The following is a 26,918-nucleotide window of genomic DNA, read 5'->3' on the forward strand; positions in this document are numbered from 1 at the left end:
GGAAAGCCGAACATAGACCGGGGCGACCCTCAGGGCCTATCCTTCCCGCCATGTTTGACCTCGTCATCCGAAACGGAACCGTGATCGACGGCTCGGGCGCCCGGCGCCGGATCGCCGATGTTGCAGTGCAAGGCGATCGCATCGCCGCCGTCGGTCCCAAGCTGGGACCGGGCAAGCGCGAGATCGACGCCGACGGGCTGATCGTCGCCCCGGGCTTCGTCGACATCCACACCCACTATGATGGGCAGGCGACCTGGGATCCGTTCGTTACGCCCTCCTCCTGGCATGGCGTCACGACGACGGTGTTCGGCAATTGCGGCGTCGGCTTCGCGCCGGTGCGTCCGGGCGCCTCGGGCTACCTCATCAACCTGATGGAAGGCGTCGAGGACATTCCCGGCACCGTCCTCAGCGAAGGCGTGAAGTTCAACTGGGAGTCCTTCCCCGACTATCTCGACGCCCTGGCCTCGATGGACCGCGCGGTCGACGTGGCCGCACAGCTCCCGCACGGCGCGCTGCGCTTCTATGTGATGGGCGACCGCGGCGCCGAACATGCCGAGGTGCCGACCGAACGCGAGATCGAGGAGATGGCCCGCCTCACCGAGGAGGCGCTGCATGCCGGGGCCATGGGCTTCACCACCTCGCGGACCACCAAGCACAAGGCCCGCGACGGCCGCTTCACGCCGACGCTGAGTGCCCACGAGGCCGAACTTCTCGGCATCGCCCAGGGCATGAAGCGCGCCGGCCGCGGCGTGCTGCAGGTCAATTCGGATTTCGGCCCCGGCGAGTTCGAGGCGCTGGACGCGGCCGCCAAGCTGGCGGGCCGGCCGCTCTCCTGCCTGCTGGTGCAGGTCGACGCGCAACCGAAGCTGTGGCGCGAGACGCTCGACCAGATCAATGCCGTGCGCCGCAGCGGCCGCATAGCCAACGCGCAGGTGGGCTCGCGGCCGATCGGCGTCATCATGGGCCTCGAAACGACGGCGCATCCGTTCGCCGGCCATCGCGCCTGGCTCGACATGCGCAAGCTCTCGCCCGAGGAACGCTACCAGCGGCTCGTTGCCGACGCCGAGCTGCGCCGGGCGCTCACCGAGACGCAGCAGGCGCCCAACCCGCGCGCCTTCATGGCCGAGGCGTTCCACCGGATGTTCCCGATCGGCGAGCGGCCCGACTACGAGCCGGATGCCAAGGATTCGATCGCGGCGATCGCGCAGCGCACGGGGCGCACGCCGCAGGCGGTGGCGCTCGAAGAGATGATGTCGCGCGGCGGCAAGGGCCTGCTGATGCTGCCCTTCGAGAACTATGCCTATGGCAGCCTCGACGTGGTGCACGAGATGATCACCGATCCCGCATCGGTGCTGGGCATTGCGGACGGCGGCGCCCATGTCGGTGTGATCTGCGACGCCTCCTCGCCGACCTCGCTGCTGACCCTGTGGGGCCGCGACCGCACGCGCGGACCGAAGCTCGACCTCGAGTTCCTGATCGCCAAGCAGACGCGCGGCACGGCCGAGGCCTATGGGCTGATGGACCGCGGCCTGCTGGCGCCGGGCCACAAGGCCGACATCAACGTGATCGACTTCGACAACCTCGCCCTGAAGCGCCCCGAAGTGGCCTATGACCTGCCGACCGGCGGCCGCCGCCTGATCCAGCGCGCCTCGGGCTACAGGCACACGTTCAACGCCGGCGTCGAGACGCTGCAGAACGACGAGCTGACCGGCGAACGCCCGGGCCGGCTTGTGCGTGGGGCGCAAACGGCGGGTTGATGAAACCGTCCTCCCCATTCAGATGGCGAGGTGTCGCGTCTTGGGCGACGGAAGGGTCATGACCCCATCGCCCTCGTAAGACGAGGGCACTTCCCCTTTGCGGAGCCCGCAAAGGGGAAGAAGTTGATTACACCGTCATGTGCTTGCGCACGGCCTCGACGTCGAAGGTCTCGCGCGTGCCCGAGAGCACGACTTCGCCGCGGTCCATGACCGCGAAATCGTCGGCGAGCTCATGGGCGAAGTCGAGATACTGCTCGACCAACACGATCGCCATGTCGCCGCGCTGGCGCAAATAGACGATGGCACGGCCGATGTCCTTGATGACCGAGGGCTGGATGCCTTCGGTCGGCTCGTCGAGCAGCAGGAGCTTCGGCCGCATGGTGAGCGCGCGACCGATCGCGAGCTGCTGCTGCTGGCCGCCGGAGAGATCGCCGCCGCGGCGCTTCAGCATCGACTGCAGCACCGGAAATAGTTCGAACACCTCGTCCGGCACCTTCTTGTGCTCGCGGCTCACCGGCGCGAAGCCGGTCTCGAGATTCTCCTTCACCGTCAGCAGCGGGAAGATCTCGCGGCCCTGCGGCACCAGCGCCACACCGCGGCGCGCGCGTTCATAGGGAGGCAGCTTGGAGACTTCCTGGCCGTCGACCTGGATGGTGCCCGAGGCAATGGACTGCATGCCGGAGATGGCACGCAGCAGGCTGGTCTTGCCGACGCCGTTGCGCCCGAGCAGGCAGGTGACGCGACCGATCGTGGCGGTCAGCGATACGCTGCGCAACGCCTGGGCGGCGCCGTAGTAGAGATTGACGTTCTGGGCTGAAAGCATCGTCATCGTCCGAGATACACTTCGACAACGCGCGGGTCGGCGCTCACCTGGTCGAGCGAACCCTCGGCCAGGGTCGAGCCCTCGTGCAGCACGGTCACCTTGACGCCGAGCGCGCGCACGAAGCTCATGTCGTGCTCGACCACGACGACCGAATGCGATTTGTTGACCTCCCGCAGCACCTGCGCCGTGGTCTCGGTCTCGACGTCGGTCATGCCTGCGACCGGCTCGTCGACCAGCATCAGCTTGGGATTCTGCGCCAACAGCATGCCGATCTCGAGCCACTGCTTCTGGCCGTGGCTGAGCCGGGCCCCCAGCATGTGCTGCTGCGGGCCCATGCGGATGATCGACAGGATCTCCTCCAGCCGGTCGTTCTCGGCCTTGCTGGGCGCTGCCATGAGCAACTGGTACCAGCCCCGCATGCCGGCCAGCGCCAGCAGGAGATTGTCGCGCACCGTATGGTTCTCGAACACGGTGGGCTTCTGGAACTTGCGGCCGATGCCGAGGGTCGCGATGTTGGCCTCATCGAGCTTGGTGAGATCGGCCCTGCCGTCGAACACAACCTCACCCGAGTCGGGGCGGGTCTTGCCGGTGATCACGTCCATCATGGTGGTCTTGCCGGCGCCATTGGGCCCGATGATCGCCCGCATCTCACCCGGCTCGATCAGCAGGGAGAGGTTGTTCAACGCCTTGAAGCCGTCGAACGAAACGCTGACACCGCTGAGATAGAGCAGCGCCGACGTGGAGCGCGCGTGGGTGATGCCGGGAGCCTTCATGCCGCAGCCCTCGCCCGCCGCTCGCGCGATCGGTTCATGAACTGATTCCACAGGCCGACGACACCCTTGGGCAGCAGCAGCGTCACGACGATGAACAGGGCGCCGAGCGCGAACAGCCAGACCTCCGGCAGCGCGCCGGTGAGCCAGGTCTTGCCGAAATTCACCATGAAGGCGCCGATCACCGGCCCGATCAGCGTGCCGCGCCCACCGACCGCGACCCACAGCACGGCCTCGATCGAATTGCCGGGCGAGAACTCGCCGGGATTGATGATGCCGACCTGCGGCACGTAGAGCGCGCCGGCGATGCCGGCCATCGCCGCCGACAGCACGAAGACGAACAGCTTGTAGCGCTCGACCCGATAGCCCAGGAACCGCATGCGGCTTTCGGCGTCGCGTACCGCGGTCAGGGCCTTGCCGAAGCGCGAGCCCACGATGGCGGCGGAGATCACCAGGAAAATCGCCAGCGCGAGCGCCGAGGCAAAGCACAGCACGGCGCGCGTCGTGTCGGACTGGACGGAATAGCCCAGGATGTCCTTGAAGTCGGTCATGCCGTTGTTGCCGCCCAGCCCCATGTCGTTTCGGAAGAAGGCCAGCAGCAGGGCGAAGGTCATCGCCTGGGTGATGATCGAGAGATAGACGCCGGTGACGCGGCTGCGGAAGGCGAACCAGCCGAGCGCCAGCGCGAGCAGGCTCGGCACCAGCACGATCATCGGTGCAGCAAACCAGAAACTGTCGAAGCCGTGCCAGAACCAGGGCAGCTCCTTGTAGTTCAGGAACACCATGAAATCGGGCAGCAGGGGATTGCCGTACACGCCGCGCGTGCCGATCTGGCGCATCAGGTACATGCCCATGCAATAGCCGCCGAGCGCGAAGAAGGCGGCGTGGCCGAGCGTGAGGATGCCGCAGAACCCCCAGACGAGATCGACCGCCAGCGCCAGCGAGGCATAGCAGAGATACTTGCCGACGAGCTGCACCGCCCAGGACGGCATGCGAAACGCGCTGTCCGCCGGCAGAAGCAGGTTCGACAGCGGCACGAGGATGCCGACCGCCAGAACCAGCAGGACGAAGAGGCGCAGGTTACGGGTCATGCCCTGCCAGAGGAACCGTGTGACCATTATTCGACAGAACGTCCCTTCAGCGCGAACAACCCGCGCGGCCGGCGCTGGATGAACAGGATGATGAATACCAGCACCAGGATCTTGCCCAGCACCGCGCCGGCGTAGGGCTCGAGGAACTTGTTCACGACGCCGAGCGTCAGCGCGCCGATCAAGGTACCGAACAGGTTTCCGACGCCGCCGAACACCACGACCATGAAGGAGTCGATGATGTAGCCCTGGCCGAGGTTGGGGCTGACATTGTCGATCTGGCTCAACGCCACGCCGGCCAGGCCCGCGATGCCGGAGCCGAGGCCGAAGGTCAGCGCGTCGACTCGCGGCGTGCGGATGCCGACGGCCGAGGCCATCGGGCGGTTCTGCGTGACGGCGCGCATGTAGAGGCCGAGCGGCGTCTTGCGCAGCAGCAGGATGAGAGAGGCGAAGACGATCAGCGCGAACACCACGATCCAGAGGCGTCCATAAGTGATGTTGAGCTGGCCGAGTTGGAACGCGCCCGACATCCACGACGGCGCTCCGACCTCGCGGTTGGACGAGCCGAAGATCGAGCGCACGGCCTGCTGCAGCACGAGCGACAGGCCCCAGGTCGCGAGCAGCGTGTCGAGCGGACGCCCGTAGAGGAAGCGGATGATGGTGCGTTCGATCAGGATCCCGATGGCGCCCGAAACGAGGAAGGCGAGCGGCAGGGCGATCACCAGAGAGACGTCGAACAGATGCGGCGCCGAGGTGCGGATGACCTCCTGGACGACGAAGGTCGTATAGGCGCCCAGCATGACCATCTCGCCATGCGCCATGTTGATCACGCCCATCGTGCCGAAGGTGATGGCGAGCCCGATGGCGGCCAGCAGCAGTACCGAGCCGAGCGAGATGCCGTACCAGACGTTCTGCGCCATCTGCCAGGCGGCCAGCGTCTGTTCGATCGACTCGGCGCCGGCCGTGGCAGCCGTCTTGACCTCGCCGTCGGAGGCCGCGGCGACGGTCTTCAGGATGCCGAGCGAATCGCGGTCGCCGCGCTCACGAACCAGGGCGATCGCCGCGAGCTTCTGCGCCGGCGGAGCGTCGGCGGTCGCGAGCACGATGGCGGCCCGCGCCTCACTCATCGCGCGCTTGATGCGCGGGTCCTTTTCGACGGCAAGCGCCTGATCCAGGGCCGCCAGAGCCGTCGCATCGCGGCGCTTGAAGAGCGCGTCGGCGGCGCTGAGCCGGATCCTGGCGTTGGGGCTCATCAGGGTAAGCGAGCCGACCGCCGCTTCGATCGTGCCGCGCAGGCGGTTGTTGACCCTGACGCGTTCGAGATCGGCTTCGACGGCACTGCCGGCCGGTTTGCCCGAGATCGCATCGCTCAGCGCGAGATTGTTGCCGTCGACCTTGCCGATGACCACGAGCTTATCGGAATTTCGGATATAGAGCTGGCCTGCCCCAAGGGCTTCGAGGATCGGCGCGGCGCGTTCGTCGCCCGACGTCGCCAGCGCGGTGATCGCCGCCTCGCGCTCGCCCAGACCGCCGGAGGTGAGATTCCCGACGAGGACCGTGAGGTCAGCCGCAACGGCCGCCCCGGCCAGTGCCAGCGACGCCAACACGGAAAGCAGGACCGAGAACGGTCGATGAAAAAGCATGTGCTGTGACTTAACCCCAGGAGATGGAAACGGGGCGACCAACAAAGCCGCCCCGTCCTGTGAGTCCTGCGCCTCGGCCTACTTGGCCGCCTTGCCGATGCACTTGTTGGCGACGGTGTCGAAGTTTCCGCAGTTCACGGGCTTCGTCCAATCAGCCTTCAGATTCTTGGAGTCGTCGAGGATCGGCGACCATGCGGCGCCCGGGACGAGGCCGGGGGTCTTCCACACCACGTCGAACTGACCATTGCCCTCGATCTCGCCGATCAGCACCGGCTTGGTGATGTGATGGTTCGGCAGCATCTCGGAGATTCCACCCGTCAGGTTCGGGACCTTGATGCCGACGAGCGCGTCGATCACCTTGTCGGGGTCGATCGTGCCGGCCTTCTTGACCGCCTCGACCCACATCCGGAAGCCGATCACCGATGCTTCCATCGGATCGTTGGTCACGCGCTTGGGGTTCTTGGTGAAGGCCTGCCAGGTCTTGATGAACTCCGCGTTGGTCGGATCCTTGACCGACTGGAAGTAGTTCCAGGCCGCCAGATGGCCGACCAGTGGCTTGGTGTCGATGCCGGCCAGTTCTTCTTCGCCGACCGAGAAGGCCACGACGGGGATGTCCTTGGCCTTGATTCCCTGGTTGCCGAGTTCCTTGTAGAACGGGACGTTGGCGTCGCCGTTGATCGTCGAGACGACGGCGGTCTTCTTCCCGGCCGAGCCGAACTTCTTGATGTCGGCCACGATCGACTGCCAGTCGGAATGACCGAACGGCGTGTAGTTGATCATGATGTCTTCCTTCGGAACGCCCTTCTGGAGGAGGTACGCTTCGAGGATCTTGTTGGTCGTACGCGGATAGACGTAGTCGGTGCCGGCGAGGACCCAGCGCTTCACGTCGCCGCCATCCTTGCTCATCAGGTAATCGACGGCCGGGATCGCCTGCTGGTTCGGCGCCGCGCCGGTGTAGAACACATTACGCTGGCTCTCCTGGCCCTCGTACTGGACCGGGTAGAACAGGATGCCGTTCAGCTCCTCGAACACCGGCAGCACCGACTTGCGGCTGACGGACGTCCAGCAGCCGAACACCACGGCGACCTTTTCCTTCTGCAGCAGCTCGCGCGCCTTCTCGGCGAACAGCGGCCAGTTCGACGCCGGGTCCACAACGACGGCCTCGAGCTTCTTGCCCAGCAGGCCGCCCTTCTTGTTCTGCTCCTCGACCATCATCAGCACGACGTCCTTCAGGGTCGTCTCGCTGATCGCCATCGTGCCCGACAGCGAATGGAGGATGCCGACCTTGATCGTGTCCCCCGCCTGCGCAAACGCGCTGGTCGCCGCGCTGGCCACCAGGCCGGCGGCAACGAGGCCCGTCCGCATGAGTGTTCCCAATTTCATCCCGCTCTCCTTGTCTTTCGACGGATCTCCCCGCCAAAAATCAAGGGAAGCGAAATTCGTGCCAAACCGGCCCAGTGCCCTTGGGATAAGGATTAGTTGGCAATGAGGACGAGCGCACCGCCGGCCATGACCGCGCCGCCCAGCGCCCGCAATCCAAGGTCGCCGCCGGCACGGCGCACAACCCAGCCGAGCCCCAGACCCACGGCGTGCAGCAAGGCCGTCGCGGCGACGAAGCCCAGAATATAGAGGCCGGTCCCGCTCGCGGGCGCTTCCATGGCATGGGCATAGCCGTGGAACACCGCAAATAAACCGACGACGGCCATGGCTGCGGCAGACGGTAGACGCACCGCGGCTATGATGAGCGCGCCTAGCAGCAGGACCGATGCAACGATGCCCGCCTCGACCATAGGCAGTTTAATGCCCGCGAATCCGGCAGCTGCTCCGACAAGCATCATCGCAATGAACGAGGCCGGCACGAGATACGCGGCTGCCGGGCGTTTCGCGGCCAGCAGCGATGCCCATACGCCTACACCGATCATCGCCAGCAAGTGATCGAGACCGGTAAAGGGATGGGCAAATCCGGTAGTCTCGTGCCCCGTGTGGGCCAGAACGGGGCTTGCCACCATAACGAGCAAAGCCGCCAGGCGGATCGTCCGAATCTTCATTTGAATGCTCCTGTGATCTAGTTCAGTCGGGACGGCAGGCCGCCCTGCCGTACGATGAAGGCCGCGATCTCTTCCAAGCCCTTATTTTCCTTGAGATTGGAGAAAATGAAAGGCCGTTGGCCACGCATCCGGCGGGCATCGCGGTCCATGACCTCGAGACTGGCGCCGACCAGCGGCGCGAGGTCGATCTTGTTGATCACCAGCAGGTCCGACCGCGTAATGCCGGGGCCGCCTTTGCGCGGGATCTTCTCGCCGGCGGAGACGTCGATCACGTAGATCGTGAGGTCGGCCAGTTCCGGCGAGAAGGTCGCGGCGAGATTGTCGCCGCCGGATTCGACGAAGATGACCTCGAGATCCGGCCACTTGCGCACGATGTCGGAGACGGCGGCGAGATTGATGGAGGCGTCCTCGCGGATGGCCGTGTGCGGGCAACCGCCCGTCTCGACGCCCACGATGCGCTCGGGCGCGAGGGCGCCGGCACGGGTCAGGAACTCGGCGTCTTCCTTGGTGTAGATGTCGTTGGTGACGACGGCGATGTCGTAGAGATCGCGCATGCGCTTGCACAGGCGTTCGACGAGCGCGGTCTTGCCCGATCCGACAGGGCCGCCGACCCCCACTCTGAGCGGACCACGCAGACTCATTTGTCCAGTTCTCCAGCCACCAAGGCGATATATCCCACGCCGAGCAACAGGCAGTAAGGCGAATAGTATCGTCTGTTGCGCGTGGCAAACGGTTCGATCGTGAAATGCGCCCGCCAGCGATGGCTGTAGCCCGCGATCCCCCGCGCCACGAAAATGCCGGCGATCATGTAGCTGCCGGCCAGCACGGCCGGTTCGGCAATACGGCCCAGCGCGTACCACGGCCACAGGGCCATCACGGCAAGAACGAGCGCCACCAGGAAGCACTGCCAGGAAGGCGGCATGCGCCGGCGTCCGTCGCCGACGACGCTCCGGGCCAGGGCCTCCTCGCTCGCTTCCGGCCAGTGGCTACCCAGGCCCCACATCACATGGATCACGGCGATGGCGCCGACGCCGATCGTCAGGAGAAGAGCCATCAGGGCGGTCATGAGCGGAAGAGCCGTGTGTATTGTGTTTCGTGACGGAGCGAGCACCAGTCGAGCAGCGGCGTCGCCGTCCCGACCTCGTCCAGGGAGTCGATCGCGATGGCGGCCCGAGTGGCTTCGTTAACCGATGCTTCGAGCGCCGCCAAGGCGATCTGGCCGTCGGTCTGGCCGAGCGGAACCGCCCGCAAGGCAGCCGAGATCAGGTTGGCGGTGAAGGCGTGGAGATAGCCCGCCAGCGCCGGTTCGAGCGCGATGCCGTGCACCGCCGCGGCGAGTGCCACGGCAACCGGGAGGGCGAGCTCGCCGTCGAGCCGCCGATGCACCTCGTCGAGGGCGGCGTGGGGCCAGGCCGTGCGCGTGATCGACAGAAACGAACCGCCCTGCTGGCGCGATTCCAGCGCCATCTCCGAGGTGCCGCGCCAGGCCGCGGCGCGCTCGGCAACGGCATCGAACGCGGGCCAGTCGGCCTCGCTGGCCGCCTGCCAGCCCGCCGCGAACAGAGCCCCGTCGACCGCGCCCGTGCCGCGCCGCAGGACGCTGTCGAGCCAGGCCACCAGCGCGGCGCGGTCCCGGATCAACCCCTCTTCCACCGCCGTCTCGACGCCGTGGCTGTAGCTGAAGGCGCCGATCGGATAGGAGGGCGAGAGCCAGGCAAGCAGCCTATACAGCGGGTCGCTAGCCATGACGCTCCGCGTGCAGCTCACCGTGGCGATGACCGGTGTCGTGATTGTGCTGGCCATAGGCGCCGCCTTCCGGGTCGAAGGGGGCGCGGACCTTGCGCACTTCGGCGCCAAGGCCCTTCAGCATGTCGACGATGACATGATCGTCGCGGATCAGGATGCGTTCGGCGTCGATCTGCGTCGGCAGGTGGCGATTGCCGAGGTGCCAGGCGAGCCGCGCGAAGGCTGCGGCGTCGCGACCGCGCACCTCGACAAGATCCTCGTCGGCGGCCTTCACCTCGACGAAGCCGCCTTCCTCCAGTTTCAGACCGTCGCCGGTGTGCAGCACCACCGGCTCGACCAGGTCGAGCAGGAAGTCGAGCCCATCGTCGCCCAGCATGCGCAGGCGGCGCCGGTAGCGATCGTCGAACAGGAGGGTGACGGTGTCGGTGCGCTCGGACGCCGGCCAGCCGCCGGCGCGCACGACCTCTATGGCGCGCTTCACGGTCAGAACAGGAAATACCGCTGCGCCATCGGCAGCGACGTGGCCGGCTCGCAGGTCAGCAGCTCGCCGTCGGCGCGCACCTCGTAGGTCTCGGGATCGACGTCGATCTTGGGGCAGGTCGAGTTGTGGATCATGTTCTTCTTGCCGATCTTGCGCGTGCCCTTCACCGCAAGCAGCGAGCGGGTGAGGCCCCACTTCTTGGCGACGCCCTTGGTGATGGCGGCCTGTGAGACGAACAGCACGGGGCTCGTCACGAGGCTGCGACCGAAAGCGCCGAACATCGGCCGGTAGTGGACCGGCTGCGGCGTCGGGATCGAGGCGTTGGGATCGCCCATGGGGGCGGCGATGATCGAACCGCCGATCAGCACCATGTCGGGCTTGGCGCCGAAGAAAGCCGGCGACCACATGACGAGATCGGCGCGCTTGCCGACCTCGACCGAGCCGACATGCTTGGCGATGCCGTGGGTGATGGCCGGGTTGATCGTGTACTTGGCGACGTAGCGCTTGACGCGGAAATTGTCGTTGTCGCCAGCCTCTTCCTTCAGCCGCCCGCGCTGCTTCTTCATCTTGTCGGCGGTCTGCCACGTCCGGATCACCACCTCACCGACCCGGCCCATCGCCTGGCTGTCGGACGACATCATCGAGAAGGCGCCGATATCGTGGAGGATGTCCTCCGCCGCGATGGTCTCCTTGCGGATGCGGCTCTCGGCGAAGGCCACGTCCTCGGGGATGGCGGCGTCGAGATGATGACAGACCATCAGCATGTCGAGATGCTCGTCCACGGTGTTGACCGTGTAGGGCATGGTCGGATTGGTCGAGCTGGGCAGCACGTTCTTCTCTCCGGCCAGCCGGATGATGTCGGGCGCATGGCCGCCGCCCGCGCCTTCCGTGTGGAAGGTCGCGATGGTGCGGCCCTTGAAGGCGGCGCGCGTCGTCTCGACGAAGCCCGATTCGTTCAGCGTGTCGGTGTGGATCGCGACCTGGACGTCGTAGCGGTCGGCGACGCTCAGGCAATTGTCGATGGCGGCCGGGGTGGTGCCCCAGTCCTCGTGCAGCTTGAGCCCGCAGGCGCCACCCTCGATCTGTTCCTTGAGGCCGGCGGGCTTGCTGGTATTGCCCTTGCCGAAGAAGCCGAGGTTCATCGGCAGGCCTTCGGCGGCCTGCAGCATGCGGCCCATGTGCCATGGCCCGGGCGTCACCGTCGTGGCGAGCGTGCCGTGTGCCGGGCCGGTGCCGCCGCCCAGCATCGTCGTGACGCCGCTGTAGAGCGCGTCATCGATCTGCTGCGGACAGATGAAATGGATGTGGCAGTCGATGCCGCCCGCGGTGATGATCTTGCCCTCGGCCGCGATCGCCTCGGTGCCGGGTCCGATGATGATGTCGACGCCAGGCTGAACGTCCGGATTGCCCGCCTTGCCGATCGCAACGATCACCCCGCCCTTGAGGCCGATATCGGCCTTCACGATGCCCCAGTGATCGACGATCAGGGCATTGGTGATGACCGTGTCGACGGCGCCCTGTGCGCGCGTCTTCTGGCTCTGGCCCATGCCGTCGCGGATCACCTTGCCGCCGCCGAACTTCACCTCTTCGCCGTAGATCGTGTGGTCCTTCTCGACCTCGATGAAGAGTTCGGTGTCGGCCAGCCGCACCTTGTCGCCCACGGTGGGGCCGAACATATGGACATAGGCCGAGCGCGAGATCCGGGTGGGTCCTTCGTTGGACGGCCCGACCTTGGCAATCGGCCCCAGCTTGCCGGCGACCCGCCCCTGGAAACCATGGCTCTCGCGGCCCCCCATGTACGGCGTGAGCCGCACGGTGCGCGACTGGCCCGGCTCGAAGCGCACGGCGGTGCCGGCGGCGATGTCGAGCCGCATGCCCTTCGCGCGCTTGCGGTCGAACTTCAGGGCGTCGTTGGTCTCGAAGAAATGATAGTGGCTGCCGACCTGGATGGGCCGGTCGCCGGTGTTGGCAACCTCGATGGTGATCGGGTTGCGACCCTTGTTGAGCTCGAGTTCGCCGGCGCTCGGGAAGATTTCACCTGGAATCATGGCGTCTCTCCTCAGCGAATCGGCGCATGGACGGTGACGAGCTTGGTGCCGTCGGGAAAGGTCGCCTCGACCTGGATCTCGGCCAGCATGTCGGCGATGCCATCCATGACCTGGGCCCGCGAGATCACGTGCGCGCCGTCGCGCATCAGGTCGGCGACCGAGCGGCCGTCGCGAGCGCCCTCGACGACGAAATCGGTGATCAGCGCCACGGCCTCGGGATAGTTGAGCTTCACGCCGCGCTCCAGGCGACGACGCGCCACGATGGCGGCCATGGCCACCAGAAGCTTGTCCTTTTCGCGCGGCGTCAAATTCATTCGTTTCCCCCGGCCCGTAGGCCCCGACTATAGCGCGAGCGAGTCTGCATCAAACATGCCAAACGCGCGGCAGGCGGCGGCCGCGAAACTCGGTGAGAAACCGGATGGTCGCATGGCGCACCGCGGTCGCCTCCCCTAACAGGCGCGCCACGAGGATGCCATTCACGACGGTGACGCCTGCACGCACCGGGTCTGCAGCCTCGAGCAAGGCGCGGGCCTTCTCGAAATGCGGCTGAGGGGCATCCCACACGCCGATCACGGTCGCCAGCGCATTGGCGGTCCCGAAACCGGCACCGTCCGGCGTCTCGCCCTCGACCCGCAACGTGTCGGTCCAGACCAGCCGACCGGGGCGACGCACCGACCAGGCGTCGAGCAGGAGGCCGGACGTGAAGCGCTCGCCCGAAGCACCGCGGCCCAGGACCACCATCTCGCAGGCAAGCAGCGAGCCGCCCTCGACGACTTCGGCCACCGTCCGGCGCTTCAGCTGCGCGCCCTCGAAGACGATGGTCTCCTGGGGCAGCCAGTCGAGCGTCGCACCCTCGGCGACCCGCACGGCGACGTCGATCGTGCAGGGAGCGCTGCCTTTCGAGGCGCGGTAGATCTTCTCGGCGGCCTGCGTGGTTGCCACGGCTTCTGCGCCAGGGCCGATCTCGACCGACATTCTGAGGGCGTCGCCGCCCGTCACACCGCCCGAGGTGGTGATCATGACGGCCTGCGGCGGTTCGCCCAGTTCGGGTTTCGGGAACAAAACCCGGCAGGGGTCGCGTTGATAGAGATCGCCCAGGCGTGTCTTGCCATCCCGCAGGTCGAAGGTGACCCGGCTTTCGCCGGAGGCGCGTTGCATGCGGGGGGAGAGACTGGTGGTCATCGGCCCCGACTTGATAGATTAAGGACCAGAATGAGCAAGGCCTTCACCAAGGAAAGCGACGACGACGACGAGGACGACCTGCCCGACGATGTCGGCGGATTGCCTCCCGGCGCCAAGAACTACATGACCCCGCAGGGCTTCGAGCGCATGCGCGAGGAGCTGATGACGCTCATGCGCAAGGAGCGGCCCGAGGTGGTACAGGTCGTGTCGTGGGCCGCGGCCAACGGCGACCGTTCGGAGAACGGCGACTATCTCTACGGCAAGAAGCGCCTGCGCGAGATCGACCGCCGCATCCGCTTCCTCAGCAAGCGGCTGGAACGCTCCGAAGTCGTGGATCCGGCCAAGCGGCCCAAGACCGACCAGGTGTTCTTCGGTGCCACCGTCACCTACGTCAATTCGAAGGATGAGGAACGCACGGTCAGGATCGTCGGCGTCGACGAAGTCGACCCGGGTCGTGGCCATGTGAGCTGGATCTCGCCCATCGCCCGCGCCGTCATGCGGGCCCGCGAGGGCGATGCCGTGCGCATGAACACACCCGGCGGCGAGGAAGAGATCGAGATCGTGAAGGTCGATTACGTCTAGCAAACACTCCGTCATCTCGACCGCGGCGCGGAGTGGAGAGATCTTCTCTCCACGAATTGCCAGCTTTTGCTGGCGCGAAGGTGTCTCCGATCCTCACCTTCGGTGCTCCGGTTCGGGCGGGGTAACCCCCGCCCTGAGACGACGGGCCTTTTGCAATAATTACATCGCCACCAGCGCCAGGTCCTGGAACCAGCTCTGCGCCTGTGTGTACGACTTGATCCGCGACGACAGAGCCCGCGGTGTCCTGTCGTGATAGACCCAGATCATCACGGCATCGTCCACCGCCTTGGCATGGATCTGCGCCGCCAGAGCATCCTGTTTGGCCGGATCGAACGTGTTCTGCAGTTCGACGACCAACCGGTCGACGTCCGCGTTCTTGTAGCTGCTCCAGTTCACGCCGACGGGCGCCACCTGGTCCGAGGCGAAGAAGCGGTTCACCGCATAGAAGGGATCGGACGTGACATGGGTGACGTTGGTCGCGCTCACGTCCCTGTTCATCTCGGCCTTGGCGCCGCTGCGCCACCCCGTCATCAGCGCCTCGAGTTCGACGGGCTTGAAGTCGATGGCGATGAAACTCTCCTTCATCATCTCCTGGATGGCCTCGTTGACCATCTGGTTGGTGCCGCCGGCCTGGATGGTGATCCTGGCCTTCATCGGATTGGCCTTGCCGTAGCCTGCCTCGGCCATCAGCTGGCGCGCCGCATCGGGCGCGTACTTGATCTCGAAGGTGGGCTTGCCGAACCAGGGGCTCGTCCGGTCGACCTCGCCATAGGCGGGCTGCACCAGCCCGTTGAGCAACTTGACGATCGCGTCGCGGTCGATCGCGAGGTTGGCCGCCTTGCGCACCCTGATGTCGGTCCAGGGCGAGCCCTCGACCAGCGACGGATGGTAATTGAAGACATGCGGCGTGACATTGGTGCTGATGCGCGCCCCGCTCTGCTTCAGACGGTCGATGATGTCGGGCCCCGGAGCATCGATCATGTCGAAGGCGCCGGAGATCAGCGCGGCACTGCGCCCGGAATCCTCAGGGGCGCAGATCAGGACGATGCGGTCGACCTTCGGGATGCGCGCGGGATTCCAGTAGGTCTCGTTCTTCACCAGTTCGGCCCGCTCGCGCGGCACCAGCCGGGCGAGCTTGAACGGCCCCGTCCCCGACGGCGTCGAGGCGAACTTGGCCCAATCGCGACCGACCTTCTCCCACTGGGCCGGGCTCGAGACCAGGAACCATAGCAGCTGATAGGGAAACAGGGAGTCGACGGACTTGGTCTTGATCTCGACTTCCATCGGGCCGGTCTTGCGATAGCCGACCATGCTGGGCAGGCGGGGCCGTACCTGAGCGGCCTGGCGCTGGTCGAACTGCGCCGCCTCCTTGTTGAAGATCTTCTCGAAGTTCCAGATCACCGCGTCGGCGTCCAAGGGCGATCCGTCATGGAACTTCACACCTTCACGCAGCTTGAAGGTCCACAACGTCTTGTCGGCTTCGCTCACCTTCCACTCGGTCGCGAGGCCCGGGACCATCTTGCCCGGCCGGTCCGACACGTCGAGTTCCCAGGCGATCAACGGATCGTAGAGCGTGAGGCCGGTATATTGATAGGCATTGGCGCCGCGATCCGGTTGGCCCGTGGTGAGCGGAATGTCGGTCATCGGGATGCCGTAGCGAACGACCTTTTCCTGTGCCCAGGCGACACGGGGCAGGGAAAGCGCTGTCGTTCCAGCGAGCAACGAACGGCGCGAGAGCTTCATGGTCGCCTCCTGACGGGGAAATGCCTGCCATGGGCATGCGACTCCCGTGCCAGAGTGGCAGCACCGCCCGGCGGATCACCTCCGCTTGAGGTCCGCCAGCAGCCGATCGACGAACGTCGGGGAGTAGCCGAGCAGTGCCGCCTCGTCGGCCAGTTCCTTTTCGAGCCGGCCAAGCGCCTCGACGAAGGACCCGCCCTTGGCCAGCGCCTTCTCGACCAGAGCGTGAGCCTCGTGCTTGCCCATCTTCCGGGCCAGCAGGAACGTTGCACGCTCGGCGAGGACCGCGGCTTCGCTGGCATCCATGTTGGCCTGCAGCGCGTCAGGCTCGATGACGAGTCCGGACGCGACTTCCGCCATCGCCTCCACCGCCGAGCCCAGGCATTCGACCAGCGCGGAGAGCGTCGGCCATTCGGCCTGCCAGCCACCCAACGCGCGCTCGTGCTCCTGCGGCATCGCCGCCACGATCGTCGCGGCCAGCATCGGCGCGCGCGTCGCCGCCGATAGAATGAGAGCGGCGCCGACCGGGTTGCGCTTGTGCGGCATGGTCGAAGAGCCGCCCCGTCCCGGGCCGGACGGCTCGGCCGCCTCCCCCACTTCGGCCTGCATCATCAGGGCGATGTCGCGCGAGGCCTTGGCGAGTGCCCCGACGACCAGCGCGCAATCCTGCGCAAACGCCGCGATCCGGACCCGTTGCGTGAACCACGGTCCCGGCGGCAGTGCGAGCTTCAGCTGCTTCGCCAGCACCTTCATCACCGGCTCGGCCTCCGCACCGAGCGCCGTCAGACTTCCCGACGCGCCGCCGAACTGGAGGATCTGCGTTTCGCCGAAACTCTCGGCGAGTCGCCGCTTGGCGCGGTCGATGTCGGAAGCCCAGCCGGCGATCTTCTGGCCGAGCGCGAGCGGCGTCGCCGGCTGCAACAGGGTGCGGCCGAGCATCGGCGTCGTGCGGTGTTTCTTCGCCAGACGCGCGAAGGCAGAGACGATGCCGTCGAGTGACTTCACGAGCGGCGGCAGCGCCTCGCCGAGCTGCAGCACCATCGCGGTGTCGATCACGTCCTGGCTGGTGGCGCCCCAATGGACATAGTCGGCCGCCTTTGCGTCGCGCCTGGTAACCTGTTCGGTCAGCGCCTTCACGACCGGCACGGTGAGCGTCGCCGTCCGGCGCGCCGCGGCGGCGAGCGGTGCGGGGTCATAGAGGGCGGGGTCGCAGGCCTTGACGATGACCGACGCGGCGCGCTTCGGAATCAGGCCGGCCGCCGCGGTCGCTTGGGCAAGCGCCGCCTCGAAGTGCAGCATGTGGCGCAAGGTGGCGATGTCGGAGAAACAGTCGGCCACCGTCGCCGATGAGCCCAACGCAGAGACCAGACGAACCGTCATGGGTTCAGCAATCGAAGAAGACGGTCTCGTTCGGCCCGCCCAGGTACAGGGGCAGCCGCCAGACGCCGGCTTCATCACGCGTCGCGATCAGGGTGGCGCGCCGGGCGGGATCGACGAGTTGAAGGACAGGGTCCTCGGCCAGCGCCGGATCGCCGTCGAAATAGAGGCGCGTCGCGAGGCGATTGAGGACACCGCGCGCGAACACGGAGATGTTGATGTGCGCGGCCTGCAGGCCCCCCGCCGGCCACGGCACGCGCCCGGGCTTCACCGTGGCGAAGCGCGCGCAACCCGTCGTGTCGGTCGACGCCCGTCCGAAGCCTTCGAAGCCGGCATCGAGCGGCAGGTTGCGGCGATCCTCCGGGTGGTTGTAACGGCCGTGGCTGTTGGCCTGCCAGACCTCGAGCAGGCCGTCGGGCACGATCGCGCCCGCGGCATCGTGAAGGGTCAGGGCAATCTCGATTCGCTCACCCGCGACACCGGGCATCGCGAGATCTTGACGATAGGCGTTGGTGACGGTGCCGAAATAGAACGGGCCGATCGTCTGCGACGGCGTCAGCGCGCGGCTCATGAGTTCTCCATCGGCGTGGCGTGGCGGCCGCGCAGCACGATGTCGAAGCGATAGGCCAGCGCCCATCCGGGTTGCGTCGTGTCCATGTCGAAGGCGGCCTGCAGCCGCTCCCGCGCGCCTTCGGGCACCGAATTGTAGATCGGATCGAAGGCCAGCAGCGGATCGTTCTGGAAGTACATCTGCGTGATCAGGCGCGTGGCGAAGGCCGGCCCGAACAGGGAGAAGTGAATATGCGCCGGCCGCCAGGCGTTGTGGTGGTTGCCCCAGGGATAGGCGCCGGGCTTGATGGTGATGAACTTGTAATTGCCGTCGGCATCGGCGCGGGCACGGCCGCCGCCGTAGAAATTCGGATCGAGCGGCGCATCGTGCTGGTCGCCGGGATGGTGGTAGCGACCGGCCGCGTTGCATTGCCAGATCTCGACCAGCGCCTCAGGGACTGGCCTGCCCTCTTCGTCGAGGACGCGACCCTGCACGATGATGCGTTCACCCAGAGGCTCGCCCATGTGCCGGCGCGTGAGATCGTTCTCCACCGAGTCGAGCCGCTCCTCACGCAGCAGCGGCCCGGTGATCTCCGACAGCGTGTGCGGCAGGACGATCGCCGGCTTCGAGGGCGATCGGCTGACCGTCGACTTGTAGGCCGGCGACAGGTTGGGCGGGTGATGCCCTGCAGCGGGACGGCGGTACGTTTCCTCTTTCATACCGCCGAGCTTAGCGCCGGCTCAGGCCGCGCGCACCTCCAACCCCTGCGGCGTGGCGCGATAACCGGTCAGGGTGCGCTCGGCATAGCCCAGCCGCCAGTCGAGCATCTTGCGGGCATAGTCGGCGACCGTGGCCGCATAGGCCGGATCGGCGGCGCAGTTGACGAACTGGCCGGGATCCTTCCGGAGGTCGAACAGGAGCGGCGGCAGGGCCGCGAAGTGCACGTACTTGAAGTTCTCGTCCTGCACGACGGCGAGAGAGCACTTGTCCATCGGCACGCCCAGCGCCGATTCAGGCTTGGTGTAATGGAGGTCTCGGAAGTCGAATTCGTAGTGGACCTCGGTGCGCCAGTCGGCCGGCACCGTGCCCTCGCAGAAGGGCAGCAGCGAGCGGCCGTCGCACTGGCGCGGGACGGGCAAGCCCATCCATTCGAGCAGGGTCGGCATGGTGTCGATCGTCTCGGTGAAGCGATCGACGATCGTGCCACGGCTACCGTTCGCCTCGGCCCGCGGGTCGCGGATGACCATCGGGATGCGATAGGATTCGTCGAAATAGCCGATCTTGCCCAGCAGGTGATGGTCGCCGCCCTGCTCGCCATGATCGCAGGTGAAGACGATCAGCGTGTCGTCCCACTGGCCCGTCTCTTTCAGATAATCGAAGACACGGCCCAGATGATCGTCGATCTCGCTCATCAGGCCGCAATAGGTGGCGCGCATCTGCGCCACTTCGGCCTCGGTCATGTCCGAACCGAGTGCCTGTCCATCCTGGAAGAAGCTCGCCTGCTTGATGTTGCGCACATAGTAGTCGAGCAGTGCGTTCTGCTTTCCCTCCTCGGCGGGCGAGGCCGCACGCACGGGCTTCGGCATGTCCTCGGGGCGATACATCGAATTGTAGGGTTCGGGCGCGATGAACGGCGGATGCGGCCGGTAGTAGCCGAGATGCAGGAACCAGGGCTTGCCGCCGCGCCCCCGCAGATAGTCGAGACCGCGCTCGGTGAACCAGGCCGTGTCGGACAGTTCCTTGGGAATGACGGCCGGCCGGCCGGTCGCGCCGGCGCCCGGCGCGCCTTGCGGCAGCCAGATCTCCTCGCGCGTCTTGGGCAGCTCGAAGCCCTGGCTGGCGATCCAGCCGAAATAGGCGTCGCGATTCTCGAAGGCGCCGACCGAATGGAAGCCCTCCATGATGTCGCCCAGCACGAAGAAGCGCGGATCGTTGGGGGCCGTCTGGCGCGGATCGGGCGTCGTCGTCGTATAGCCCACGAGCGCGGGATCGTAACCGCCGCGCCGCAGCTCGTGCGCCAGGTTGGTGAAGCGCGAGGCGAGCGGAATCGTGTTCTGCACCGCACGATGGTTCATCATGTACTGGCCGGTCAGCAGGCTGGCGCGTGCCGGGCCGCAGGGCACGGCCTGGGTGAAATGGTTGCGGAAGGTGACACCCTCGGCGCACAGCCGGTCGAGATTGGGCAGCTTCAGATAGTCCGCGCCGAGCTTGGGCAACATCAGGCCGCGCCACTGGTCGACGACGATCAACAGGACATTCTTGGACGCAGGCATGTTCATTCACCGAGGTTGGACGGTGGCGGGATTGCGATAGAGTGCCGCCAAATCGACGGAGGAGACAACACGTGGCGCGTTTCAAGATCGTGACGACCGGACCGGGAAAAACCGATCATTCGCTGGAAATGGAGACACTCGGCCCGATCGGCGCGGAGATCGTCGAGGTTTCGGGCGACGAGGCCGAACTCATCAAGGCGGTGGCCGATGCCGACGCCATCTACGGCAAGGGCCGTCCGCGCATCACCGCCAAGGTGATCGAGGCGGGCAAGAAGCTGAAGGTCGTGTCGCTGGGCAGCGTCGGCGTGGATTCAGTGGACGTCGATGTGGCCACCCAGCTCGGCATCCCGGTCACCAACGTGCCCGATACCTTCATCGAGGAAGTGGCCGATCACGCCATGACCCTGATCCTGGCAAGCTGGCGGCGCCTGGTGGTGCAGGACCAGATGGTGCGCAAGGGCGAATGGGCCAAGGGCCGGCCGCACCTCTACCAGTTCCCGCGCCTGATGGGCATGACCCTGGGCTTCATCTCGTTCGGCCACGTCGCCCGCGCCGTCGCCAAGCGCGCCGCGCCGTTCGGCTTCCAGATGCTGGCCTACGATCCCTATATCGAGGAGCTGGTGATGTCCGACTACGGCGTCCAGCCGGTCGGCTATGATGAGCTGCTGCAGCGTTCCGACATCGTCAGCATGCATGCGCCCGGCACCAAGGACGCCCATCACCTGATGAAGGAACAGCATTTCCGCCAGATGAAGAAGACGGCGCTGTTCGTGAACACCGGCCGCGGCTCGACGGTCGACGAGCCGGCCATGATCAAGGCGCTGCAGGAAGGCTGGATCGCCGGCGCCGGCCTCGACGTGCTGGAGACCGAGCCGGTCGGCCACAACAATCCCCTGCTCGGCATGGACAATGTGATCCTGACCGCCCACGTCGCCTCGGCCTCGAGCCGTTTCGACCCCGCCCGCAAGCGCCGCGTCGGCGCCGAGCTCGCGCTCGTGCTGGGCGGCAAGTGGCCGCGCGCCTGCGTCAATCCGATGGTGCTTGAGAAGTCAAAGCTGCAGCGCTGGCAGCCCTTCTCGATGGAGCGCGGCCCCGGCAACTAGGCCGGGACGATCATCCGCGCCGGCTCAGGATTGCTGCAGCTGGAGCCGGTCGCGGATCGCCCTGTCACATTGGGCAAGGCTCTCGAACGGTCCGAGGATGACATGGCCGCCATCGTCCATCGCATACCAGCCGGTCTGGGTGAGATTGTAGTCACCCAGATCCTCACTCGGGACATGGACGGCGATCAGATCCTTCGGTGTGAGCATTCACTGCACATGCGCCTGCCAAGGAGGGTTTTCAACCCCGGCGGGTCCAGCCCGGAAGGTTGACCGCGCCGGGCGGCACCTCGGCCTTCACAAGCGCCTCGACCTGACGGACCGTGTCCATCGCCTGGCTTTCGCTGGCGGGCGGCGTCAGGCCGCCGATGTGCGGCGTGGCGATGACGTTGGGCAGCCGCGCCAGCTCGGGCGACGGCATCTGGTCGGGCGCGCGGCCGACATCCATGGCCGCGCCGGCAATGCGGCCCTCAGCCAGAACCTCAGCTAGGGCAGCCTCGTCGACGAGGTTGCCGCGCGACATGTTGATGAAGAAGGCGTCGGGCTTCATGCGGGCGAAGGCTGCGGCATCCAACAGGTTCTCGGTCTCCTCGTTGGCGATGGCGAGACAGATCACGTAGTCGGCCTTCGCCAGCAGATCTTCCATCGGCAGCTTCACGTACCGGGGATCGTCGACCTGGGCGTAGGGATCGGACACCAGCACGGTCATGCCGAGCTGGGCCAGCACAGGCGCCAGCGCGCGCGAGATGCGGCCGTAGCCGATGATGCCGGCGGTCGAGCCACCGAGCTGCCGGCCGACCCTGATCTCGGGCTTCGCGCCCTCATGGTAGGCCGTCGCCGCCCGCGTGATGCCGCGCGAAAGATCAACCAGGAAACCCAGCGTGAGTTCAACCACCGACGGGACGAAGCCGGCCTCGGCGTGGGTCACGAGCACACCCGCCTTCGTGGCCGCCGCGACGTCGATGTTGCGGATGTCGATGGCGCTGCGCATCACCGCGCGAAGCCCCGGCAGGCTTTCGAAGACGAGGGCCGGTATCGCCGTCGCCCGATCGGCAACGATGAAGTCGACACCGCGCGCCATGCCGATCACGCCCTGCGGATCGAGCGGCGAATCGCCCTCGTGCAGGACGACCTCGACCAGCTCCTGCAGTCGCGTGAGGGCACGGGTCCCATAGTATTGCCGCCGGGCGAGCGGGGCGTGGGTTAAAAGCAGCTTCTTCATGCCGCGAGCTTAAGCCGGCAGCGCGGAGAAAGAACCTAGCGGGCGGCCCAAATAGGCCTTTCAGAAGCCACCGAAAGCAACATTGTTGCGTAAACGGTCGCCGCGACCCGAGATTCCGGGAGGTGCGACATTCGTTTCAATTATTTCGTTTATTTCGTTTGTTTCGTTTATACGCCCTGGCTCCGACGGCTTCGACGGCCTGCTAGCTCTTCATCGGCGTCGCTTCGCCCAGCAGCGAGACATGCGCGGCGACGATGCGCCAGCCGTCGGGGGTGCGCATCCAGGTGTGGCTCTGCCGGCCGGGCTTGCTCGCGCCGTGCCGCTGGAACTCGCAGTTGGCCGTGCCGAAATCGCGGCCGTAGGTGACGATCCAGAGCTTCAGCAGGTCGCGGTTCGGCACGAACTGCGGGTTGCGGCCGGAGCGGAAGGCAGCGATCTGGTCATGCCCGTAGAGCTGCTCGCCGACGCCGTAACGCAGGGTGTGCGGACTCTTCCAGAAGAGTTCGTCCAGCACCTCGACATCGTTGCTGTTCAGCGCCGCCTCGTAGCGATTGAACGCGGCCGTCACCTCGGCGACGATCTCGGGAATGTTGATTTCCATGCGGTCTCCTCAGAGTCTGACTCGAAATGAAAGCAGCAAAAACAACAGGCTATGAAAGGGCCCGATAACCTCAGCCTGAGGAGCATCGCGCAGCGATGCGTCTCGAAGGGTGGGAACGAGCACCTTGCCTGTTGCCCATCCTTCGAGACGCGCCGCGGGGCGGCGCTCCTCAGGATGAGGTAAGGGCTTGAATCGATTCAATTAATTCCCGGTCAGACCCTCAGGCGGGCGGCGCGGCGGCGACGCCGAGCTTCTGCAGGTGGGCGGCCACGCGCAGCGCGGCCTGCTCGTTGTAGGGTTTGGCGATGAGCTGCACGCCGATCGGCAGGCCACCCGGCCGTTGCAGCGGCGCCACCGCGACCGGCAGGCCGATGAAGGAGATCGGCTGGGTATAGATGCCGAGATTGGCCCGCACCGCCAGCTCGACGCCGTCCAGCGTCATCATGGTCTGGCCGAGCTTCGGCGCCGTGCACGGCGTGGCGGGCGCCAGGATCACGTCGACCTCTTCGAACAGCTTGAGCACGTGGGCGCGATACTGGCGGCGGAAGCGCTGGGCCTTCACGTACCAGGCGCCGGGCAGCAGAGCGCCCGCCATGAAGCGCTCGCGCGTGTCCGGATCGAAATCCTGCGGCCGCGTGCGCAGCCGCGGCAGATGGAGCTGCGCGCCCTCGATGGCCGTGATGACATAGGCCGCCGCCCGCGCCGCGGCCGCCTGCGGCAGCACGACGGTCTTCGTGGCGCCCAGCGCCTTGGCCACGGTCGCCACGGCCTCGAACGCCTCGGGCTCGCCGCCCTTCGCGAAATAGTCTCCGGCGATGGCGATGCGCAGCCCCTCGACGCCTTCGACAAGCCTCGGCAGGGTCGGATCGGCCGGCCGGTCGGTGCAGACCGGGTCGTCCGAATCCCAGCCCTGCATGGCATCGAAGGAGAGCGCCAGATCCTCGGCCGAACGGGCGATCGGCCCGAGATGGTCGAAGGAATCCACGAAGGGAAAGGACCCGGCGCGGCTCAATCGTCCATAGGTCGGCTTCAGCCCGAACAGGCCGCAGAGCGAGGACGGCACGCGGATCGAGCCATTGGTGTCGGAACCCAGCGCCAAGGGCACCTCGCCCGCCGCCACCGCCGCGCCCGAGCCGCCGGACGAACCGCCCGACATGCGCGTCGGATCGTGCGGGTTGCGCGACGGCCCGTAATGGGCGTTCTCGCCGGTGAAGTCATAGGCGTACTCGCCCATGTTGAGGCCGCCGACCAGGATGGCGCCGGCCGCTTCGAGCTTGCGCACCAGCGCGCCGTCGCGCTCGGCCTTGGGGCCGTCGACGTTGATCTTCGAGCCCGCGCGGGTCGGCAGGCCGGCGATGTCGAACAGGTTCTTCACCGCGAAGGGCACGCCCAGCAGCGGCCCGCGGTGCAGGCCGGCGTCGATCTCCGCCGCACGCTGGCGCGCGCGCGCGGCGACCACGTCTGTGAAAGCGTTGATCGCGGGCTCCGCCGCCTCGATGCGCTTCAGGGTGGCGTCGATCACGGCAGCCGCCTTGACCTTGCCGCTCATCACGGCGCCCGAAATCTCCGTCGCCGTCGCGGCCTTCGAAAGAGGGTCGGTCATGGCCGGAACACCGGAGCCGACATCAGCTCGTCCTCGAGGTCCAGTTCGAGCAGCGGCTGCGCGATCATCAGGGAGCGCTCGACGTTCAGGATCACGTTGGGGAGATATTCAGGCGCGATCGCGAGGCCTGCGGTCTTCGCGCCCTCCTCGACCATGCGCGCCACGTCACGCTTCTCTTCGGCCATGCGCTTCCTTCCTTCATTCAGTTGGGACGGTGGTCTTCAGACGACATGGAGATCGCGGCGCATGAGCCGGTAGCTCGCGCCCAGTTCCCGCCCAAGCTGCCGAAGAATCTGCAGGATTGCCAGCCCGGCCGCCGTGTCATGCGCGCGACGCTTCATGGCACACCCTCGCCTCCGTGTTTCCCGCTTGGCCACGAAGGCAAGGAACGTGCCAATCCCTGCGCGAATCTGGAGGCTGCATTCAAGGCATTGCTTGTCTAAAACCCTCACATGACAGCTTTTCTCGACCTCGGGGTTCACGCGCTGCTCGGCGCCTATCGCGCCGGTACGCTCGACGTACGGCAGACCATCGACGAGGTGCTGAAGCGCATCGCAACCGCCGGCGACGACAAGGTCTGGATCTCGCGCGCCTCCGACGACGCGCTGCGCGCACAAGCTGTGGCGCTCGATGCAAGGCGCGACGAGATCGACCGGTTGCCGCTCTATGGCGTGCCGTTCGCGGTGAAGGACAATCTCGACGTCGCCGGCATGGTGACGACCGCGGCCTGCCCGGGATTCGCCTATGACGCCAAGGCCTCCGCGGAGGTCGTGCGTCGCCTCGTGGACGCCGGCGCGATCGTGATCGGCAAGACGAACCTCGATCAGTTCGCCACCGGCCTCGTCGGCGTACGCTCGCCCTATGGCGTGCCGCGCAATCCGTTCGACGCCTCGTACGTACCCGGCGGATCGAGTTCGGGATCGGCCGTCGCGGTCTCGTCGGGCCTCGTGAGCTTCTCGCTGGGCACCGACACCGCGGGATCGGGCCGCGTGCCAGCCGGCTTCAACAACATCGTCGGCCTGAAGCCGACACCCGGCCTGCTCAGCAACGAGGGCATGGTGCCGGCCTGCCGCTCGCTCGACTGCACCTCGGTCTTCGCCCTCTCCTGCGCCGATGCCGATGCGGTGCTCGCCGTCGCCGCCGAGCCGCACGCGACGCCGGCCATCGGCAGGTCCTTCCGCTTCGGCATCCTCGACACCAAGGACGCGGAGTTCTTCGGCGACGCCGCCTATGCCGCGCTCTATGCCCAGTCGATCGAGCGGCTGAAGGGACTGGGCGGCACGCCGGTCGCGATCGACTACGCCCCGTTCCGCGACGCTGCCCAGCTTCTCTACAACGGCCCCTGGGTCGCCGAGCGCACCGCGGCGGTCGGTGCCTTCATGGAGGCGGCCGACGACGCGGCGGGTGTCTGGCCGACGACACGGGCGATCGTGCTGAGCGGCCTCGAGTACAGCGCCGTCGACGCCTTCGAGGGCCAGTACCGGCTCGCCGACCTCAAGGCGCGTGCCTTCGCGCAAATGGCGGGGCTCGATTTCCTGGCTGTGCCGACCGCCGGCACGATCTACAAGCTGGCCGATCTCGAACGCGAGCCGGTGCTCTACAACTCGCATCTCGGCCACTACACCAACTTCGTGAATTTCTTCGGCCTGTCGGCGCTCGCCGTGCCGGCCGGCTTCCGGCCCGACGGCATGCCGTTCGGCATCACCTTGATCTCGCGCGCCCATGCCGAACGCGCCCTGCTGGCGTTCGGCGCGCGCTGGCAGCGCGCGGTACCCCTGCCGCTCGGCAAGACGATGAGCCGGCTGCCGCAGCCGGAGAACGATCCCGTCGTTGCGGAGGATCGCGTGCCGATCGCCGTGGTCGGCGCGCATATGAGCGGCCTCCCCTTGAACCGCCAGCTTCTGGAGCTGGGCGGGCGCCTGCAGACCGCCGGCAAGACAGCCCCCGCCTATCGCTTCTACGCCCTGCCCGGCGGCCCCCCGCACCGGCCGGGCCTGGTGCGTGTGACCGACGGCGGCGGCGCCATCGAGCTGGAAGTGTGGAGCCTGCCGGCCGAGAGGATCGGCGACCTGCTGCGCCGCATCCCCGCCCCGCTGGGGCTCGGTACGGTGAGCCTGGCCGACGGCACCGAGGTTCCCGGCTTCCTCTGCGAGGCACATGCGGCGCAGGGCGCCAAGGACATCACCTCGCTGGGCGGCTGGCGAGCCTACGTCGCGACGCTGCCGTAGCGCGCCACCCTTCAACTGGCGGGCGCCGGTCTGCTAGGGTCCGCTCCTTCGAGAAG

General features: G+C 66.8%; 27 protein-coding genes and 1 pseudogene. 4 read left to right on the top strand and 24 right to left on the bottom strand.

All coding sequences use genetic code 11. From position 1 onward, the window contains the following. The first annotated feature begins 50 nt into the window (after nt 1–50). The gene (locus tag ACO07K_RS19890) at nt 51–1,757 is read left to right on the top strand and encodes an N-acyl-D-amino-acid deacylase family protein (RefSeq protein ID WP_422030871.1); all 1,707 of its coding nucleotides are present in this window, start codon (nt 51–53) and stop codon (nt 1,755–1,757) included. 127 nt (nt 1,758–1,884) lie between these two features. On the opposite strand, the gene urtE is transcribed toward ACO07K_RS19890, so the two are convergent. The 14 genes and pseudogenes from urtE to ACO07K_RS19960 form a co-directional block, all read right to left on the bottom strand. After that, nucleotides 1,885–2,580 (bottom strand): urea ABC transporter ATP-binding subunit UrtE, encoded by a 696-nt coding sequence (urtE, locus tag ACO07K_RS19895; protein WP_422030873.1) that lies wholly within the window; start codon nt 2,578–2,580, stop codon nt 1,885–1,887. A 2-nt stretch (nt 2,581–2,582) separates the two neighbouring features. Further along, nucleotides 2,583–3,353, bottom strand: a complete 771-nt coding sequence (gene urtD, locus ACO07K_RS19900) for an urea ABC transporter ATP-binding protein UrtD (RefSeq protein ID WP_324504471.1) — start codon at nt 3,351–3,353, stop codon at nt 2,583–2,585. Then, nucleotides 3,350–4,468 carry an urea ABC transporter permease subunit UrtC gene (gene urtC / locus ACO07K_RS19905; protein ID WP_422030875.1) on the bottom strand — a complete coding sequence of 373 codons (1,119 nt, stop codon included), beginning with the start codon at nt 4,466–4,468 and terminating at the stop codon, nt 3,350–3,352. Before urtC ends, urtD begins: the two co-directional genes overlap by 4 nt. After that, nucleotides 4,468–6,081, bottom strand: coding sequence for an urea ABC transporter permease subunit UrtB (gene urtB, locus ACO07K_RS19910; RefSeq protein WP_422030876.1), 1,614 nt, complete (start codon nt 6,079–6,081; stop codon nt 4,468–4,470). Before urtB ends, urtC begins: the two co-directional genes overlap by 1 nt. A gap of 78 nt (nt 6,082–6,159) precedes the next feature. Next, nucleotides 6,160–7,446, bottom strand: coding sequence for an urea ABC transporter substrate-binding protein (gene urtA / locus ACO07K_RS19915; protein ID WP_422036683.1), 1,287 nt, complete (start codon nt 7,444–7,446; stop codon nt 6,160–6,162). 110 nt (nt 7,447–7,556) lie between these two features. Beyond that, the gene (locus ACO07K_RS19920) at nt 7,557–8,129 is read right to left on the bottom strand and encodes a HupE/UreJ family protein (RefSeq protein WP_422030878.1); all 573 of its coding nucleotides are present in this window, start codon (nt 8,127–8,129) and stop codon (nt 7,557–7,559) included. Nucleotides 8,130–8,146: 17 nt separating this feature from the next. Then, the gene (ureG, locus tag ACO07K_RS19925) at nt 8,147–8,770 is read right to left on the bottom strand and encodes an urease accessory protein UreG (protein ID WP_422030880.1); all 624 of its coding nucleotides are present in this window, start codon (nt 8,768–8,770) and stop codon (nt 8,147–8,149) included. Continuing rightward, nucleotides 8,767–9,183: a DUF3995 domain-containing protein gene (locus tag ACO07K_RS19930; RefSeq protein ID WP_422030882.1), complete on the bottom strand. Its 417-nt coding sequence runs from the start codon at nt 9,181–9,183 to the stop codon at nt 8,767–8,769. The genes ureG and ACO07K_RS19930 overlap by 4 nt, the downstream gene beginning before the upstream one ends. Nucleotides 9,184–9,191: 8 nt before the next feature. Continuing rightward, nucleotides 9,192–9,875, bottom strand: coding sequence for an urease accessory protein UreF (locus tag ACO07K_RS19935; RefSeq protein ID WP_422030884.1), 684 nt, complete (start codon nt 9,873–9,875; stop codon nt 9,192–9,194). Continuing rightward, nucleotides 9,868–10,356, bottom strand: a complete 489-nt coding sequence (locus tag ACO07K_RS19940; RefSeq protein WP_422030886.1) for an urease accessory protein UreE — start codon at nt 10,354–10,356, stop codon at nt 9,868–9,870. The genes ACO07K_RS19935 and ACO07K_RS19940 overlap by 8 nt, the downstream gene beginning before the upstream one ends. 2 nt (nt 10,357–10,358) lie before the next feature. Further along, complete coding sequence (gene ureC / locus ACO07K_RS19945; RefSeq protein ID WP_422036684.1) at nt 10,359–12,095, bottom strand: urease subunit alpha; 1,737 nt, start codon at nt 12,093–12,095, stop codon at nt 10,359–10,361. Nucleotides 12,096–12,161: 66 nt separating this feature from the next. Next, a pseudogene (locus tag ACO07K_RS19950) lies at nt 12,162–12,404 on the bottom strand (urease subunit beta); the annotation flags it as partial. An 11-nt stretch (nt 12,405–12,415) separates the two neighbouring features. Then, entirely contained in the window at nt 12,416–12,718 is a 303-nt protein-coding gene (locus tag ACO07K_RS19955) for an urease subunit gamma (protein ID WP_020697853.1), read from the bottom strand. 49 nt (nt 12,719–12,767) lie between these two features. After that, nucleotides 12,768–13,586, bottom strand: a complete 819-nt coding sequence (locus tag ACO07K_RS19960; protein WP_422030888.1) for an urease accessory protein UreD — start codon at nt 13,584–13,586, stop codon at nt 12,768–12,770. Between the two features lie 30 nt (nt 13,587–13,616). Between ACO07K_RS19960 and greB the strand changes: the two genes are divergently transcribed. Beyond that, a complete protein-coding gene (gene greB, locus ACO07K_RS19965; protein WP_422030890.1) occupies nt 13,617–14,168 on the top strand; it encodes a transcription elongation factor GreB in 552 nt (183 codons plus the stop codon). Between the two features lie 159 nt (nt 14,169–14,327). Here the strand turns inward: greB and ACO07K_RS19970 are convergent, their stop codons facing one another. From ACO07K_RS19970 to pehA, 5 genes are all read right to left on the bottom strand, one after another. Continuing rightward, nucleotides 14,328–15,911, bottom strand: coding sequence for an ABC transporter substrate-binding protein (locus tag ACO07K_RS19970; RefSeq protein WP_422030892.1), 1,584 nt, complete (start codon nt 15,909–15,911; stop codon nt 14,328–14,330). Between the two features lie 75 nt (nt 15,912–15,986). After that, a complete protein-coding gene (gene pcaB / locus ACO07K_RS19975) occupies nt 15,987–17,288 on the bottom strand; it encodes a 3-carboxy-cis,cis-muconate cycloisomerase (protein ID WP_422030894.1) in 1,302 nt (433 codons plus the stop codon). Between the two features lie 4 nt (nt 17,289–17,292). After that, complete coding sequence (gene pcaG, locus ACO07K_RS19980) at nt 17,293–17,856, bottom strand: protocatechuate 3,4-dioxygenase subunit alpha (protein WP_422030896.1); 564 nt, start codon at nt 17,854–17,856, stop codon at nt 17,293–17,295. Next, nucleotides 17,853–18,554 (bottom strand): protocatechuate 3,4-dioxygenase subunit beta, encoded by a 702-nt coding sequence (gene pcaH / locus ACO07K_RS19985; RefSeq protein WP_422030898.1) that lies wholly within the window; start codon nt 18,552–18,554, stop codon nt 17,853–17,855. Before pcaH ends, pcaG begins: the two co-directional genes overlap by 4 nt. 21 nt (nt 18,555–18,575) lie before the next feature. Further along, nucleotides 18,576–20,108 carry a phosphoric/sulfuric ester hydrolase PehA gene (gene pehA, locus ACO07K_RS19990; protein ID WP_422030900.1) on the bottom strand — a complete coding sequence of 511 codons (1,533 nt, stop codon included), beginning with the start codon at nt 20,106–20,108 and terminating at the stop codon, nt 18,576–18,578. Between the two features lie 71 nt (nt 20,109–20,179). Between pehA and ACO07K_RS19995 the strand changes: the two genes are divergently transcribed. After that, a complete protein-coding gene (locus ACO07K_RS19995) occupies nt 20,180–21,211 on the top strand; it encodes a C-terminal binding protein (protein ID WP_422030902.1) in 1,032 nt (343 codons plus the stop codon). Nucleotides 21,212–21,235: 24 nt separating this feature from the next. Here ACO07K_RS19995 and ACO07K_RS20000 read toward each other — a convergent pair whose 3' ends face one another. The 5 genes from ACO07K_RS20000 to ACO07K_RS20020 all read right to left on the bottom strand — a co-directional run bounded on the left by ACO07K_RS20000 (nt 21,236) and on the right by ACO07K_RS20020 (nt 24,819). Beyond that, the gene (locus ACO07K_RS20000; protein WP_422030904.1) at nt 21,236–21,418 is read right to left on the bottom strand and encodes a hypothetical protein; all 183 of its coding nucleotides are present in this window, start codon (nt 21,416–21,418) and stop codon (nt 21,236–21,238) included. Between the two features lie 31 nt (nt 21,419–21,449). Next, complete coding sequence (locus ACO07K_RS20005) at nt 21,450–22,430, bottom strand: NAD(P)-dependent oxidoreductase (RefSeq protein WP_422030906.1); 981 nt, start codon at nt 22,428–22,430, stop codon at nt 21,450–21,452. A 202-nt stretch (nt 22,431–22,632) separates the two neighbouring features. Further along, nucleotides 22,633–23,031 (bottom strand): oxalurate catabolism protein HpxZ, encoded by a 399-nt coding sequence (gene hpxZ, locus ACO07K_RS20010; RefSeq protein WP_422030908.1) that lies wholly within the window; start codon nt 23,029–23,031, stop codon nt 22,633–22,635. Between the two features lie 220 nt (nt 23,032–23,251). Then, complete coding sequence (locus ACO07K_RS20015) at nt 23,252–24,634, bottom strand: AtzE family amidohydrolase (protein WP_422030910.1); 1,383 nt, start codon at nt 24,632–24,634, stop codon at nt 23,252–23,254. Continuing rightward, nucleotides 24,631–24,819 carry an AtzG-like protein gene (locus tag ACO07K_RS20020; protein WP_422030911.1) on the bottom strand — a complete coding sequence of 63 codons (189 nt, stop codon included), beginning with the start codon at nt 24,817–24,819 and terminating at the stop codon, nt 24,631–24,633. The genes ACO07K_RS20015 and ACO07K_RS20020 overlap by 4 nt, the downstream gene beginning before the upstream one ends. A 267-nt stretch (nt 24,820–25,086) precedes the next feature. Between ACO07K_RS20020 and atzF the strand changes: the two genes are divergently transcribed. Further along, nucleotides 25,087–26,862 (top strand): allophanate hydrolase, encoded by a 1,776-nt coding sequence (atzF, locus tag ACO07K_RS20025; RefSeq protein ID WP_422030912.1) that lies wholly within the window; start codon nt 25,087–25,089, stop codon nt 26,860–26,862. The last annotated feature ends 56 nt before the right edge of the window (nt 26,863–26,918 follow it).

It is taken from the genome of Reyranella sp., from assembly GCF_965228225.1.
In the GTDB taxonomy this organism is placed as follows: Bacteria; Pseudomonadota; Alphaproteobacteria; order Reyranellales; family Reyranellaceae; genus Reyranella.

What these genes read in the sequence shown, in the direction of transcription:
- ACO07K_RS19890 (WP_422030871.1), top strand. Translation starts at nt 51, where the DNA reads ATGTTTGACCTCGTCATCCGAAACGGAACCGTGATCGACGGCTCGGGC.
- ACO07K_RS19960 (WP_422030888.1), bottom strand. Translation starts at nt 13,586, where the DNA reads ATGACCACCAGTCTCTCCCCCCGCATGCAACGCGCCTCCGGCGAAAGC.
- ACO07K_RS20015 (WP_422030910.1), bottom strand. Translation starts at nt 24,634, where the DNA reads ATGACCGACCCTCTTTCGAAGGCCGCGACGGCGACGGAGATTTCGGGC.
- urtB (WP_422030876.1), bottom strand. Translation starts at nt 6,081, where the DNA reads ATGCTTTTTCATCGACCGTTCTCGGTCCTGCTTTCCGTGTTGGCGTCG.
- ACO07K_RS20000 (WP_422030904.1), bottom strand. Translation starts at nt 21,418, where the DNA reads ATGCTCACACCGAAGGATCTGATCGCCGTCCATGTCCCGAGTGAGGAT.
- ACO07K_RS19955 (WP_020697853.1), bottom strand. Translation starts at nt 12,718, where the DNA reads ATGAATTTGACGCCGCGCGAAAAGGACAAGCTTCTGGTGGCCATGGCC.
- ACO07K_RS20020 (WP_422030911.1), bottom strand. Translation starts at nt 24,819, where the DNA reads ATGGCCGAAGAGAAGCGTGACGTGGCGCGCATGGTCGAGGAGGGCGCG.
- greB (WP_422030890.1), top strand. Translation starts at nt 13,617, where the DNA reads ATGAGCAAGGCCTTCACCAAGGAAAGCGACGACGACGACGAGGACGAC.
- urtC (WP_422030875.1), bottom strand. Translation starts at nt 4,468, where the DNA reads ATGGTCACACGGTTCCTCTGGCAGGGCATGACCCGTAACCTGCGCCTC.
- ACO07K_RS19935 (WP_422030884.1), bottom strand. Translation starts at nt 9,875, where the DNA reads ATGGCTAGCGACCCGCTGTATAGGCTGCTTGCCTGGCTCTCGCCCTCC.
- ureG (WP_422030880.1), bottom strand. Translation starts at nt 8,770, where the DNA reads ATGAGTCTGCGTGGTCCGCTCAGAGTGGGGGTCGGCGGCCCTGTCGGA.
- urtA (WP_422036683.1), bottom strand. Translation starts at nt 7,446, where the DNA reads ATGCGGACGGGCCTCGTTGCCGCCGGCCTGGTGGCCAGCGCGGCGACC.
- pehA (WP_422030900.1), bottom strand. Translation starts at nt 20,108, where the DNA reads ATGCCTGCGTCCAAGAATGTCCTGTTGATCGTCGTCGACCAGTGGCGC.
- pcaB (WP_422030894.1), bottom strand. Translation starts at nt 17,288, where the DNA reads ATGACGGTTCGTCTGGTCTCTGCGTTGGGCTCATCGGCGACGGTGGCC.
- atzF (WP_422030912.1), top strand. Translation starts at nt 25,087, where the DNA reads ATGACAGCTTTTCTCGACCTCGGGGTTCACGCGCTGCTCGGCGCCTAT.
- ACO07K_RS19920 (WP_422030878.1), bottom strand. Translation starts at nt 8,129, where the DNA reads ATGAAGATTCGGACGATCCGCCTGGCGGCTTTGCTCGTTATGGTGGCA.
- ACO07K_RS20005 (WP_422030906.1), bottom strand. Translation starts at nt 22,430, where the DNA reads ATGAAGAAGCTGCTTTTAACCCACGCCCCGCTCGCCCGGCGGCAATAC.
- hpxZ (WP_422030908.1), bottom strand. Translation starts at nt 23,031, where the DNA reads ATGGAAATCAACATTCCCGAGATCGTCGCCGAGGTGACGGCCGCGTTC.
- pcaH (WP_422030898.1), bottom strand. Translation starts at nt 18,554, where the DNA reads ATGAAAGAGGAAACGTACCGCCGTCCCGCTGCAGGGCATCACCCGCCC.
- ACO07K_RS19970 (WP_422030892.1), bottom strand. Translation starts at nt 15,911, where the DNA reads ATGAAGCTCTCGCGCCGTTCGTTGCTCGCTGGAACGACAGCGCTTTCC.
- urtE (WP_422030873.1), bottom strand. Translation starts at nt 2,580, where the DNA reads ATGCTTTCAGCCCAGAACGTCAATCTCTACTACGGCGCCGCCCAGGCG.
- urtD (WP_324504471.1), bottom strand. Translation starts at nt 3,353, where the DNA reads ATGAAGGCTCCCGGCATCACCCACGCGCGCTCCACGTCGGCGCTGCTC.
- pcaG (WP_422030896.1), bottom strand. Translation starts at nt 17,856, where the DNA reads ATGAGCCGCGCGCTGACGCCGTCGCAGACGATCGGCCCGTTCTATTTC.
- ACO07K_RS19930 (WP_422030882.1), bottom strand. Translation starts at nt 9,183, where the DNA reads ATGGCTCTTCTCCTGACGATCGGCGTCGGCGCCATCGCCGTGATCCAT.